Below are 12456 nucleotides of genomic sequence, written 5' to 3' on the forward strand. Positions count from 1 at the left end.
CGATTTGAGGCAAACGGGTATTCAGGTGATTCCTTTAGTGAGCATTGACGTAATTCCTGTAAAGACGCAATAATGGTGGCAATGAGATACATATCGAACAAGTGAAAATGGATAGAGGGAGTGTACATATGCTTGAAAAATACGGCCATGGCGGTGATTTGCTAACGGCTGCAGAACTTTATGAGGAGGCTGGAGGCACATTTCTTGATTTCAGTGCAAACATCAATCCTATCGGGCCTCCGCCAGCCGTTCTAGAGCTACTTAGAACAGCATTGTCTACGGTGGTTGCCTACCCTGACCCTGGACATCGACGCTTCAAAAGTCTGCTAGCAGAGGACCTTGGTATACATAGTAGTTGGTTGACAGTAGGCAACGGAGCCGCAGAATCTATGGCATTATTGCTGCTTGCGATAGCTCCGCAAAAGGTTGGCATTGTAGAACCTTGTTTCTCTGAGTACCGGCAGCTATCTGTGCAATTTGGCGCAGAAGTATTATCTGTACAGGGGACAAGGGAACAGCACTTTCGAGCTGGAGTGAAAGAGATTGCCGGGCTGATGGAGAAGGTTGAGCTGCTGTTCATCGGACAACCGAACAATCCAAATGGTGTTCAGTATGCTGTGGATGAGCTGCGCTGGTTAGCGCAGAAGGCTGAAAGCTACGGGACGTATTTGGCTGTGGATGAAGCTTTTATTGATTTTATTCCTGAAGTAGAACGGAATACGCTTTTGCCAGATCTGGATCAGTTTCCGCATACGATTTTGGTGCGGTCGATGACGAAATTTTATGCGATTCCCGGACTGCGTCTCGGGTTTGCCATTTCGCATCCGGAGCTGGCAAAGGCGATGACCGGAAAGCAGGTTACCTGGAGTGTGAATGGTTTGGCGCTGCTGGCGGGCGAGGCCTGCCTTGAGTGTGGGCACGAGTATGGACGTCGTACACGCGAGCTGATCGCCACGGAACGGGAGCTGCTGCGGCAAGGCCTTATGCAGATAGGCTGTGATGTGCCGCCAGGCGAAGCCAACTTTCTGCTCTGTGGTCTGCCTTCGCCGTGGAGTGCAGCTGAGCTGCAGAATCGTCTTGGGCGCGTGGGTATACTGGTGCGCAGCTGCGCGATGTACCCCGGTCTAGGAGGCGAGCATATCCGAGTAGCCGTTAAGGGACATGAGGATAATGTCCGGCTGCTGAAGCGGATGAAGGAAATTCTGATGGATAATTGACCTATATAGCTTAGGGGCTGCGGGTTTGCTGTTTAAGTGACTGGTGTAGCGCAGGGGGATGGGAGTCTACTGTAAGTGACTCTCGCGGCGTAGAGAAGGCAGGGATTCTATTGACTAAGTGACTCAAGCAGCGCAGAAGTTGGGATTTGATACCGGACGGCGGGCTTCAGCTCGCATGCTTAAGGTTGTGACAAAGTATGGTGAGGTAGCTTCTGATGGACACCCTCCAAAGTGCATTCGTTGTATTTCGTACAACAGAATGCGATTGTCAGGCGTAGGAATTTGATTCTATAGCACTTTGTACATTAGAAATTTGGAAAATGATGCGAATTAGGTTTTTTCCTGACATTCTATTGCAAGAAATACAGCAGAATGGCTTTTGCGAGTGTATCTAGCTGAATCTGTTGTATAAAGTGCAATAGATAGGTGAGGGACGGATTTTACGGAAGATATTGGAGTATGTGTTGGAGTAGAAATCGAGTATCTGTGGAGCGGATATTGAGTATGTGTTCAGAGCTGAAATTAGGGGCATGTGTTGGAGTAGATTTTAGAGCAGATAGTCATTTGCTTAAATATAGAATTAGGCAGTTTTTAAGTGAGGCGGCTTGGGAAAGAAAGAGCGACAGCCAGCTGGTTGGATGAATGGATAAAAGTAATGAGCTGTGGAAGGAGCAGGATCGAGATATGGTGCAAGTGAAGATTCCATTTAACCTAGCAGGAGGTGTTAAAGAGTACCATTCGGCTATCTGGCCAGGGCTTACTTTACAGTGGAAGGGAAACCATCTGCTACTAGAGCTGCCTGCTGAAGCAGATGGTTTATCGAGTGCGTTCTATGGTGGAGGAATGAATCGGCTAGAGCGGGCTGTTAATTTATATGTTGACCGTAATTATGAATGTAGTGATCCTGTTCAGGATATGGAGAATAAGCTCCGCGAGTGGGGTTATTCATTATCTGGCTGTGCCGGTCTGATGACGGCAGTACCGCTAGAGCATGCAGCGGTAGCTGAGGAAGACACAGGCTCAGCGGGTATTTTTGTCTGCGTTACTGCCGCCGCAGGAAATGCTGCGCGCGCGGGTGTGGAACGCAATGTGCTGGCTGTTTATCGACCGGGTACGATTAACATAATGTTAGGTATTGATGGCTGCCTGACACCGGCGGCCATGGTCAATGTTGTGCAGACAGCTGTCGAAGCCAAAGCTGCTGCTCTGGCCGATCTCGGGATTACTGATCCCGAGAATGGGCTGATCGCAACCGGAACAACAACGGATGCCATCGTGCTCGCTGTGAGCCAAAGCGGGCGATACAGCGCAGAGCATGTCTATGCCGGAACCGCTACCGACCTTGGTGGCGCAATCGGACGTCTTGTATACAGCGCAGTGACGGGCAGCTTGCTGTCGGTGCAGACAAGGAAGGACAGCGAATGAAAATGGATAGCTGGAAATGCTGGAGATTGTTCAGAGGTGATCGCCTGTGACAATCACTTTGGTACTGCTTGCGGCTTATGTGATTGACCGGATCGTAGGGGATCCGCGTAGCTTGCCCCATCCCGTAATCGGTATGGGCAAAGCAATCACGGCTCTGGAGCGGGTGATTCGCCTTATATGGTCCAGCCCGCAAAGCCTGCGGAGAGCGGGAGTATTGCTTCCGCTGTGTGTGGCGGGCGGTGCTTGGGCACTGACAGCCATCCTATTATGGCTGCTGTCGTTTATCTCACCTTGGCTCGTCTGGTTAGCCGAGGCTTGGTTGATTTCGACGACGATTGCCTCTAAGGGACTGAAGGATGCAGGGATGGCGGTGTACGTGGAACTCCGTAAAGGCGATATTCCTGCTGCTCGCAAGGCACTGGGAATGATCGTGGGGCGTGATACGACTTCGCTAGATTCCCCGGAAATTGTGCGTGGCACGGTAGAGACTGTAGCAGAGAATATCGTCGATGCGATTATTTCTCCATTGTTCTATGCGCTAATCGGTGGCGCGCCGCTTGCTATGGCTTATCGAGCAGTAAACACACTCGATTCCATGGTGGGATATAAGAATGATAAATACCAAGATCTCGGCTGGGCATCCGCTCGGCTCGATGATGTCGCCAACTTCATTCCAGCACGGATTACGGCATTGCTCTTGGCACTGTGTGCATGGCTGCTTCGTCTGGATTGGCGCAGCTGTCTGCAAATGGTGAAGCGGGACGCGCGCCTCCATCCAAGCCCTAACAGCGGTTATCCGGAATCCGCTGTTGCAGGCGCACTTGGTATCCGTCTCGGAGGAGAGAATGTATATCACGGTGTCGCTTCTTTCCGAGCCTATATGGGAGATCCGTTACGACCGATGGTGCCGGACGATATTATTCAGACCTCACGGATGATGATGCTCTGCTCTTCAATATTCGTTGCTATCTGCGCAGCCCTAGCGTGGATATGGATTGGAGGCTGATGCTAGACATGGCGTTTCCTTGTATAGAGCTAGAATTAGTACTTATTCGCCACGGGCAAACTCAGTGGAATGCTGAGCATCGTTACTCAGGACATACGGATCTCCCATTGCTTACTGATGCAGTAGAGCAGCTATCTCAGCTTAAGCAGCAGCTTGATTGGCTGACTGAACGGCGGTCTGAATTATCAAATGGTTTCTGGCGAGTGTTTTGCAGCGATTTGCTTAGATGTCGAGAGACCTTAGCTTACATTTCACCTTCGCTAGAGAAGGTAACTGTTTACGATCAGCGTCTGCGTGAAATGAATTTTGGGTCCTTTGAAGGCTGTACGTATGAAGAGTTGAAGGATAACTCACTCTATAGAAGCTGGATTGATAATCCTTCCACGGTTACACCACCAGATGGAGAAACGTGGACACAGTTCAATGGACGTCTATGTAGCTTCCTATTAGATTTGGGACGAGCGGCTGAGGATACATTTGTGCAGGCTGCAACTAGGGAGAACAAGGATGAGATAATAACAAACAGGGTATTGGTAGTGACGCATGGTGGTGTAATCCGGAATATCCTTGCACAAGTAGTTCCAGAGGTCACATTCTACAGCGCAGTTGCACCTACTCCGGGAACAGCAATGGTACTCAAATTATTTTGGCAGAACGGGCAATGGTCGGCAGATATTTCGATAGATCGATGAGTAAATCAAATGAAAAAAAGGGTTCTATATATTAGGCATGCCTAATGTATAGAACCCTTATGTTTAACTATCGTTCTCGTTCAGCGGAGTATTGTAGCTAATTACTTGGCGGGCAACCATTCCTTACACGTGTCTGCACGTGATTGCAGTTCATTATACAGCAAGCTGGCGTGGTAGCCGTCGCAAACGGCATGATGGAATTGTCCTGATAATGGCAACAGTATTTTTTCGTCATGTTGAAAATATTTCCCCATAGTAAATATGGGTAGTAAATAGTTTCCCTCGTTATACACGTTCAGGTTAAAGGATGTGAAGCTGACCCACGGAATGCTAGAAATAGGGAGGGTGTTAGGTGGTTCGTTTGCTTTAGCGAATAATTGTTTAACATTTCCGTACATTTTCATATCATCCAGATAACGGCTGTAGAAAACATTAAATTCTTCACCGTATAAAGTCCAAATGCTTGAAAAAGTTTTATCATCATCATGGAAAATTGTAAAACTAGGCGACAAGCTATCCCAATAACCTAATCTGCCTTCGGAATCAAAACATGTGCGATATTCACTGTGGCGGTTTACAACCGTAGTTATCATGTGGATTATTGCTGGGTACAGTTTAATTCTCATATTCCTAAGCTCTGACAGTAGAAGGGTAATGTCAATATTTATGGTCATGCTATAGGTGCATTTGACATTGTTTAAATAGTGTTCGAAATAGGGTTTTCTACTCCAGTTATCAATGACAATCGGGTTAAAAATCATTTATAATGACCTCCTAAAAATTATTTCATTTTTAATTTTAGGAGGTTTGCTGGACTGATTTCACCATATCCTCATCCCAATCTCTCGAGAAATTATTTTGTAACGATGAGTTACCCTTACATTATATATATCTTAAACGATATTTTCGATGTTTAAACGTAAAAGGGAGAGGCTTTATTTTGCTGAGTGAAAAGCATGTTATCGTCGATTTCAGCTCTTGGCTGCGTCAAAGACGGATCGATTATAAGCAATTAATTGAAGAACATCGCTCGTAGAACCACAGCCGGAGAAAAATCCCTTGGCTGTGGTTCTTTTTTTAAGCGTCTGATTATGCCATGATAGCTATGGAGGCGACCAAAGAGATGTTTAAGGATTTTAAGCTCATAGCCGGACGGCCGGTGTATATACAAATTAAAGACTATATGAAGCACTTAATCATAAAAGGCGGTCTGCAAGGGAATCAAAAGCTGCCCTCCACAAGAGAGCTCAGCACACTGCTTAAGGTTAGCCGTAACTCAGTAATCTCTGCTTATGCAGAGCTTGAGGATGATGGATTTGCGTATGCCGTGCAGGGTCAGGGAAGTTATGTGGCACCTACACCTCCCGGCAGTGAAACGATTGTATCCTGGACGATGGACTGGAAGACGCGTATCAATGATCATGCGCGGCTGGCGGAGGATCTGGATATCATGAAGCGCGGCATACGAGCGGAGAAGGGGACGATCTCCTTCACGAGCATCGCGCCTGATGAGAGTCTTTTTGATCTAGATAATGTGAAACGCTCCTTTATGGATCGTATGTCGGTGGAAGGCAACGTCTTACTAAATTATGGATATGCCAAAGGGTATAAGCCTTTAATAGACTATTTGAAGCAGTACATGGAGCACAAAGGCGTTGAAATGAAAGGCAAGGATATATTGATCACCAATGGCTTTACAGAGGGATTCGATATTGTATTGTCTGCACTTAGCAAAAAGAATGGTTCGGTCATCTGTGAGAATCCAACGCATCATACGGCGATCAAAAATCTGAAGCTGAATGGCTTTGAGATCACCGGGATTCCTATGGAGCGTGATGGGATTGATCTGGTTGAGCTGGAGAAGGCATTGCAGGAGCAAGCTTTTGACTGTGCCTACTTTGTCCCCTCTTATCATAATCCGACCGGCATTGTAATGTCTCCCGAGAAAAGACAGAGGCTAATGAAGCTGATGAACCGGTACCAAATACCAGTGATCGAGGATGGTTTTAACGAGGAGTTACGCTATTCGGGCTCACATGTGGCTCCACTTATCGCAGCAGCAGGGAGCGGCAACAGCGTGATCTATCTAGGTAGCTTCTCAAAGGTATTATTTCCGGGACTACGCGTAGGCTGGGTGCTGGCAGATCAGGAGCTGATCTATTCTCTCGAAAGCGTCAAGCGCGCACGTACCATTCATACCTCGACGCTGGATCAATCCATTTTGTATCAGTACTTATTAGGTGGCCATTTAGAGAAGTATTTGAAAAAAGCCAGAGCGGAATATAAACGAAAATATGAATTAACCCTGCAATGCTGTAAGGAGTTTATTCCTTATATGGCGTTATCAGGGGATGGCGGATTGCATCTTTTTGTAACCTTCGCGGAGGGCTTTAATACAAGGACGCTGCTGGCAGCCTGTCATGAACAAGGGGTTATTTTTACAGTAGGAGATATATTCTTCACAGACGGTAAAGGTCAAAATACGATACGGATCGGTTTCTCCAGAGTGACGGATGAGGATATACGCAAGGGGATCGAGATTATTGGCAGAACAGCACGACAACTAATGGGATAAAGAGGTGCTTGAGATGAAGATGAAGGTAGGCGTAATTATGGGCGGGGTGTCCTCAGAGTATGAGGTATCCATGAATAGCGGTAGAGAGATTTTAAAGAATCTAGATCCCAATAAATATGAGGTTACTCCAATAGTGATCACCAAGCGTGAAGAGCTTATTGAGCAGGCAAAAGGAATCGATATCGCGCTGCTTGCGCTCCACGGAGCTTACGGAGAGGACGGTACGGTTCAGGGGACGCTGGAGACGATGGGGATTCCTTATACGGGTAGTGGCGTTTTGTCTAGCAGCATTTGTATGGATAAAGATCTTTCCAAAAAGCTTATGCGCTGCTCAGGCGTCAATACGGCGGATTGGCTGTGCTGGGATAGTATGAAGGATTATTCTCAAGAAGCCGTAGAGCGGATTGGATATCCTGTTATGGTGAAGCCATGTTCAGGCGGTTCGAGTATCGGTATGGAAAAGGTGAGCAGTAGCGAGGAGCTGTTGAGCGCAGTACAGAAGGCTTTTGCTTGTGATCAGTCGATTCTGATCGAGAGCTACATTCAAGGCCAGGAAATTACTTGCTCTATTCTAAATGGAGAGATGCTGCCCGTTTTGGGAATCACCTCGGCGCATGCGGAGTGGTTCGATTACAGTGCGAAATACGAAGATGGCGGGGCAGACGAACGGGTCATTGATCTACCAGCTGAGGTGTATGAGCGAGTACGTGATGCAGCCTTAACTTGCTACAAAGCACTAAAATGCAGCGTGTACGCAAGGGTGGATATGCTCATTAAGGATGGTATTCCATATATGCTGGAGGTGAACACATTACCGGGCATGACGAAGGCGAGTCTTTTACCAAAAAGCGCGCAAGCGGCAGGTTACACCTTCAGCGGACTGCTGGACGAGATCATTTCCCTTTCCCTAACAGAAAAGAGTCCGAAAGAAGAGGTGCTCAGCCATGCATAATGAATGGATTACTCCGCGTGTACGGGAGATTGCTCCCTCGGGGATTCGGGCTTTTTTTGACCTAAGTACAGGGAATCAGGATATTATATCGCTTGGTGTAGGCGAGCCTGATTTCGTTACACCGGAGCATGTAAGAGCTGCCTGTATTCGTGCTTTGAATAATGGGGAGACGATGTATACACCAAATTCCGGCTTGTTGGAGCTTAGAGAAGAGATCGCCTCTTATCTGCACACAAGCTTCAATCTCCGCTATGAGCCAACTAACGAGATTATGGTTACAGTGGGGAGCAGTGAAGCCGTGGATTTGGCTCTGCGGGCCTTTATTACACCCGGGGATGAGATTATCGTCCCTTCTCCGAGCTATATTGCATATTCGCCGATTACTCATTTGAACGGTGGGGTTACGGTAGAAGTTGAATCTTCAGCTGAGCAGGGTTTTAAGCTTACTGCTGAAGCGTTGCGGCAGGTGATTACTCCGCGTTCCAAGATTCTTATGGTTAATTTTCCGACTAATCCTACAGGAGCAGTAATGACTTATGAGGATTGGCTTCCGATTGCACAAATTGTAAAAGACAATAACTTACTTGTCATTTCAGATGAAATTTATGCCGAGCTTACTTATGATAGTCAGCATGTCAGCATTGCTTCTCTTCCAGGTATGATGGAGCGAACCATTGTTATCAGCGGCTTCTCCAAAGCTTTTGCGATGACTGGCTGGAGAGTAGGTTATGCTTGTGGTGATCAGGAATTAATTGCAGCGATGCTCAAAATCCATCAGTACACTGCGATGTGTGCTCCGATACTAGGTCAAATTGCTGCTATAGAATCACTGCGGAACGGTATGGAGCATAAGGAGCACATGAAACAATGCTTTGATGAGCGAAGAAAGCTGCTGGTTAGTGGATTTCGATCCATCGGATTGCCTTGCCACGAACCGGAGGGTGCATTTTATGCCTTTCCATCCATCGCTAATACCGGATTGAAATCAGAGGACTTCGCTTTGCAGCTGCTTAAGGAGGTTGGTATAGCTGCGGTTCCGGGGCATGTATTTGGAGCGGGTGGAGAGGGCTTTATTCGCTGCTCTTATGCAGCATCCCTACAAAAATTGACGGAAGCGTTGGAGAGAATCGAAGGTTTTATGAAAGTGAAGTTGTAATTCAAGTGGCCCCCATCTATCATAGATGGGGGCTTTTCTATGTAGATAAGATAGAATAGGTTATACGGATTTATTTAATTGGAGGTTAAAATATGATTTCATCTATTCAAGAAGTAATTAAACGAATCACACCAGCGGATGAACAGTCTTTCCTAAAGGCGGAGCACCGTTTGAACATTCTAACCAAACCACCGGGCAGCCTGGGACAATTGGAGACGCTGGCCGTTAAGCTCGCTGGAATTTCGGGTACGGAGCAGCCTAGTTTCACCAAACGAACCGTAGTTGTGATGGCTGCCGATCACGGTGTATGCTGCGAGGGAGTTAGCGCATTTCCACAGGAAGTCACCATGCAGATGGCCTATAATTTTCTCAGCGGAGGAGCGGCTGTGAATGTACTGGCACGTCAAGCTGGGGCTGAGGTGAAGTTCGTTGATATCGGTGTTAACGGCGATCTTAGTCATGAGGATCTGATTGATCGTAAAGTGCGCCGAGGAACGGATAATATAGCCGTGGGACCTGCGATGAATCGTGAAGAAGCGATGAGTGCTGTGCTTGTAGGTATAAGAATCGCACAAGAAGCGATTGAGAACGGGACGGAGATTTTTATTACAGGTGAAATGGGCATAGGCAATACAACGGCTAGTGCAGCCATTCTGTGTGCTTTAAAAGGAATATCGCCTGAAGTAGCAGTCGGACGAGGAACGGGAATAGATGATGAACGTTTACTACATAAAATTGCAGTTGTGGAACGTGCTTTAAAGGTGAATCAACCGAATCCGGCAGATCCACTGGATGTATTGTCTAAAGTAGGGGGACTGGAAATCGCCGGTTTGACCGGTCTGATTCTTGGCGCAGCCGCTGCCAGGGTACCTGTCATTCTGGATGGTTTTATTTCGGGTGCGGCAGCTCTTGTGGCGAAGACACTTGCGCCAGAATCCATTGCCTATATGATAGGCTCCCATTTATCAGGAGAACAAGGACATAAGCTGATGCTGGAGCAGCTTGGGCTTGAGCCGTTGTTTAACCTGGGTCTTCGTTTGGGCGAAGGAACTGGAGGCGTATTGTCCCTTCATTTAATTGAGGCGATATGCCTCATTTTGAGCGAAATGGCCACCTTTGAAAGTGCAGGCATCTCTGGAGCTGGGAAACAATGAGTATTCTTGTAACGGGAGGCGCGCGTAGCGGGAAAAGTGGTTTTGCAGAAAAACTGATGTCGTCACTGACAGATCAGGCCTTCTATGTTGCAACCGGACAAGCATTTGATGATGAAATGAATGAACGGATTGCACTGCATCAGCATCAGCGTTTGGAGAGCGGATATGCCTGGGAGACGCTTGAAGAGCCCTATGATTTGCCGGATCTTCTTAAGCGTTTATCTGGTGAAAAGGCGGTTCTCGTAGATTGTCTAACGTTGTGGTTATCTAATGTACTGCTAGCCATGGAAGGATTTACGGATAGGCAAGAGTTGATTGAGAGCGAGATTACAAGACTTGAAGACAGTGTGCGAACATTTCAAGGAAACCTCATTTTGGTCACTAATGAGGTGGGGGACGGTATTGTTCCGGAGTATGCGCTTGGCCGATTGTACCGTGATCTGGCAGGACGCATGAACGCACTGCTTGCTCGTCAATGCGAGCAGGTTTTTCTAGTGACTGCAGGCATTTCAATTGAACTTAAGAGCAGGGAGTATCGTCTATGAGGGAACGCAGGGATGCTGCCGCAGCTGCCTTTCAGTTTTTGTCTCGGTTTCCTGTAAAGAGTGATCCCGGATTTTCTCCAGAGCTGCTGCGCCGAAGTGTGCTGTTCTATCCCGTGGTGGGTGCAGCTATCGGATTGTGCGTAGCTGCTGGAGCAGCTTTGACGGGTTGGATTTTACCAGCTTGGCCAGCAGCTGTTATTACCCTCATTTTATGGGTAGGCCTTACTGGCGGCCTGCATCTTGATGGCTGGATGGACAGCGCGGATGGACTGCTTAGCTACCGACCGAGGGAACGAATACTGGAGATTATGAAGGACAGCCGTGTGGGCGCGATGGGTGTGCTCGCCTGCGTGCTTCTCTTGCTGTTAAAGGCCTCTTTAGTGGCAGCATTAATCGAAGGCTATGCCTATTACGAGCTGCCACTGCTCTTGCTGCCAGCGATCTGGAGCCGCTGGTATATGGTGCGGGCAATGTTGCGTTATCCCATTGCCCGCGGGAACGAGGGGCTGGCCGCGAGCTTCGCCGGCCTAGCTCCCTCGCATGAGCGGCGCGCGCTGGCGATAGCCGCGCTGCTCTCGCTAGCCGCAGCCGCTGCGCCTCTGGCGCTCGGCGCGGGCTTAGCCGCGTGGCCGCTGCATCTGGCGGCAGCGTTACTGCTACCGGCTGCGGCCTTGGCCAGCGGCACCGTGGCTGCGCGGCGGATTAGCAGCCGGCTCGGCGGGCTCACCGGCGATGTGTACGGCGCGCTGAACGAGCTGCTAGAGGCTGTGCTGCTACTAGTGTTAGTGTTGCTCCAGCACAATTTCATGTGAGTGGCTCCTGTGGGTGACGTTTTAGTAGCTAGCCTGCTCAATCTGGTTTCATCCTCTATTGCTGCCTGTTGTTCCAGCTGTTTGGTGGCCCAGATTCTTGCTTGAACACATACTTGCTAACCGTCATGACGTTGGCGAGATGACGTTGTATCATATTTTGCTAAGCATTTTGATTTTTTAGAGTTTGAGTTCAATAGGAAAGAGGGATGACATGGTTGCTGCCATTCTGCTATTTGTAATTGCCGGCCTTGCTGAGATTGGAGGCGGATACTTAGTATGGTTATGGCTAAGAGAATCACGACCTCTCTGGTACGGTTTGGTAGGTTCTTTGATTCTGATTAGCTATGGCATTATTCCTACGTTGCAGAAGTTTCCGTCCTTCGGAAGAGTGTATGCAGCTTACGGCGGGGTGTTTATCGTGCTTGCTGTGTTATGGGGCTGGCTAGTAGACAAGAAAACACCCGATGTATATGACTGGGTTGGTGCTGTTATTTGTGTGATCGGCGTATCGGTCATTCTTTGGGCGCCTAGACACTAGAGTTATCAAGGTGCACAAAGGTATGGAAGGTAACTCGTTTAGGCGAGCAAGGACTAGTTGGTGGGTTTGAAGACTGTGAGGCTACGGACTTTTGGGTTACTTGGTATGAATACTGAGTTACTAAGGACATCGAGGTTAATTAATCTAGCGCTGATAGGTGAATTCTCAAGATCAACACGGTTTATCTAGCGCGAAGGTTGAGATCTCAAGGTCGCCGTGGTTTATCTATGGATATAGTCTGAATTATCAAACTTTCTCTAGCGTGAACCAGTTTTCGGACTCAGGAGACCTTATTTGTGATATTTAGGGCATTTTGGGTCAGTTTCGGACTCCAGAGTTGCTATTTGCATAAAATAGGCTTAATTTGGGCTGATTATTAGGCAA

General features: G+C 47.9%; 12 protein-coding genes. 11 read left to right on the forward strand and 1 reads right to left on the reverse strand.

Translation table 11 applies throughout. The features are described 5' to 3' along the window. Positions 1-128: 128 nt before the first annotated feature. The 4 genes from QNH28_RS06175 (at position 129) to QNH28_RS06190 (ending at position 4340) form a co-directional block, all read left to right on the forward strand. Positions 129-1217: a pyridoxal phosphate-dependent aminotransferase gene (locus QNH28_RS06175; RefSeq protein WP_283912064.1), complete on the forward strand. Its 1089-nt coding sequence runs from the start codon at positions 129-131 to the stop codon at positions 1215-1217. Positions 1218-1859: 642 nt separating this feature from the next. Beyond that, positions 1860-2642 carry an adenosylcobinamide amidohydrolase gene (locus QNH28_RS06180; protein ID WP_283910616.1) on the forward strand — a complete coding sequence of 261 codons (783 nt, stop codon included), beginning with the start codon at positions 1860-1862 and terminating at the stop codon, positions 2640-2642. Between the two features lie 46 nt (positions 2643-2688). Further along, the gene (gene cbiB / locus QNH28_RS06185; protein WP_283910617.1) at positions 2689-3648 is read left to right on the forward strand and encodes an adenosylcobinamide-phosphate synthase CbiB; all 960 of its coding nucleotides are present in this window, start codon (positions 2689-2691) and stop codon (positions 3646-3648) included. Between the two features lie 8 nt (positions 3649-3656). Further along, positions 3657-4340: a histidine phosphatase family protein gene (locus tag QNH28_RS06190; RefSeq protein ID WP_283910618.1), complete on the forward strand. Its 684-nt coding sequence runs from the start codon at positions 3657-3659 to the stop codon at positions 4338-4340. Positions 4341-4441: 101 nt separating this feature from the next. Here QNH28_RS06190 and catA read toward each other — a convergent pair whose 3' ends face one another. Continuing rightward, positions 4442-5101: a type A chloramphenicol O-acetyltransferase gene (gene catA, locus QNH28_RS06195; protein WP_283910619.1), complete on the reverse strand. Its 660-nt coding sequence runs from the start codon at positions 5099-5101 to the stop codon at positions 4442-4444. Positions 5102-5463: 362 nt separating this feature from the next. Between catA and pdxR the strand changes: the two genes are divergently transcribed. From pdxR to QNH28_RS06230, 7 genes are all read left to right on the forward strand, one after another. After that, the gene (pdxR, locus tag QNH28_RS06200) at positions 5464-6915 is read left to right on the forward strand and encodes a MocR-like pyridoxine biosynthesis transcription factor PdxR (RefSeq protein WP_283910620.1); all 1452 of its coding nucleotides are present in this window, start codon (positions 5464-5466) and stop codon (positions 6913-6915) included. Positions 6916-6934: 19 nt separating this feature from the next. Then, positions 6935-7867, forward strand: a complete 933-nt coding sequence (locus QNH28_RS06205) for a D-alanine--D-alanine ligase (RefSeq protein ID WP_283912065.1) — start codon at positions 6935-6937, stop codon at positions 7865-7867. Next, positions 7860-9023, forward strand: a complete 1164-nt coding sequence (locus QNH28_RS06210) for an aminotransferase class I/II-fold pyridoxal phosphate-dependent enzyme (RefSeq protein ID WP_283910621.1) — start codon at positions 7860-7862, stop codon at positions 9021-9023. The genes QNH28_RS06205 and QNH28_RS06210 overlap by 8 nt, the downstream gene beginning before the upstream one ends. Positions 9024-9115: 92 nt before the next feature. Next, positions 9116-10177, forward strand: a complete 1062-nt coding sequence (gene cobT / locus QNH28_RS06215; protein ID WP_283910622.1) for a nicotinate-nucleotide--dimethylbenzimidazole phosphoribosyltransferase — start codon at positions 9116-9118, stop codon at positions 10175-10177. Beyond that, on the forward strand, positions 10174-10722 hold the full coding sequence (cobU, locus tag QNH28_RS06220; protein WP_283910623.1) for a bifunctional adenosylcobinamide kinase/adenosylcobinamide-phosphate guanylyltransferase: 549 nt from the start codon (positions 10174-10176) through the stop codon (positions 10720-10722). Before cobT ends, cobU begins: the two co-directional genes overlap by 4 nt. After that, on the forward strand, positions 10719-11534 hold the full coding sequence (gene cobS / locus QNH28_RS06225) for an adenosylcobinamide-GDP ribazoletransferase (protein ID WP_283910624.1): 816 nt from the start codon (positions 10719-10721) through the stop codon (positions 11532-11534). The genes cobU and cobS overlap by 4 nt, the downstream gene beginning before the upstream one ends. A 211-nt stretch (positions 11535-11745) precedes the next feature. Beyond that, a complete protein-coding gene (locus QNH28_RS06230; RefSeq protein ID WP_042185628.1) occupies positions 11746-12072 on the forward strand; it encodes a YnfA family protein in 327 nt (108 codons plus the stop codon). Positions 12073-12456: the final 384 nt, after the last annotated feature.

The organism is Paenibacillus sp. G2S3 (assembly GCF_030123105.1).
GTDB lineage: Bacteria > Bacillota > Bacilli > Paenibacillales > Paenibacillaceae > Paenibacillus_AQ.

Bases quoted from the DNA above. Each gene is read 5' to 3' on its own strand.
- QNH28_RS06175 (WP_283912064.1), top strand. From the start codon at position 129: ATGCTTGAAAAATACGGCCATGGCGGTGATTTGCTAACGGCTGCAGAA.
- QNH28_RS06180 (WP_283910616.1), top strand. From the start codon at position 1,860: ATGGATAAAAGTAATGAGCTGTGGAAGGAGCAGGATCGAGATATGGTG.
- QNH28_RS06190 (WP_283910618.1), top strand. From the start codon at position 3,657: ATGGCGTTTCCTTGTATAGAGCTAGAATTAGTACTTATTCGCCACGGG.
- catA (WP_283910619.1), bottom strand. From the start codon at position 5,101: ATGATTTTTAACCCGATTGTCATTGATAACTGGAGTAGAAAACCCTAT.
- pdxR (WP_283910620.1), top strand. From the start codon at position 5,464: ATGTTTAAGGATTTTAAGCTCATAGCCGGACGGCCGGTGTATATACAA.
- QNH28_RS06205 (WP_283912065.1), top strand. From the start codon at position 6,935: ATGAAGGTAGGCGTAATTATGGGCGGGGTGTCCTCAGAGTATGAGGTA.
- QNH28_RS06210 (WP_283910621.1), top strand. From the start codon at position 7,860: ATGCATAATGAATGGATTACTCCGCGTGTACGGGAGATTGCTCCCTCG.
- cobT (WP_283910622.1), top strand. From the start codon at position 9,116: ATGATTTCATCTATTCAAGAAGTAATTAAACGAATCACACCAGCGGAT.
- cobU (WP_283910623.1), top strand. From the start codon at position 10,174: ATGAGTATTCTTGTAACGGGAGGCGCGCGTAGCGGGAAAAGTGGTTTT.
- cobS (WP_283910624.1), top strand. From the start codon at position 10,719: ATGAGGGAACGCAGGGATGCTGCCGCAGCTGCCTTTCAGTTTTTGTCT.
- QNH28_RS06230 (WP_042185628.1), top strand. From the start codon at position 11,746: ATGGTTGCTGCCATTCTGCTATTTGTAATTGCCGGCCTTGCTGAGATT.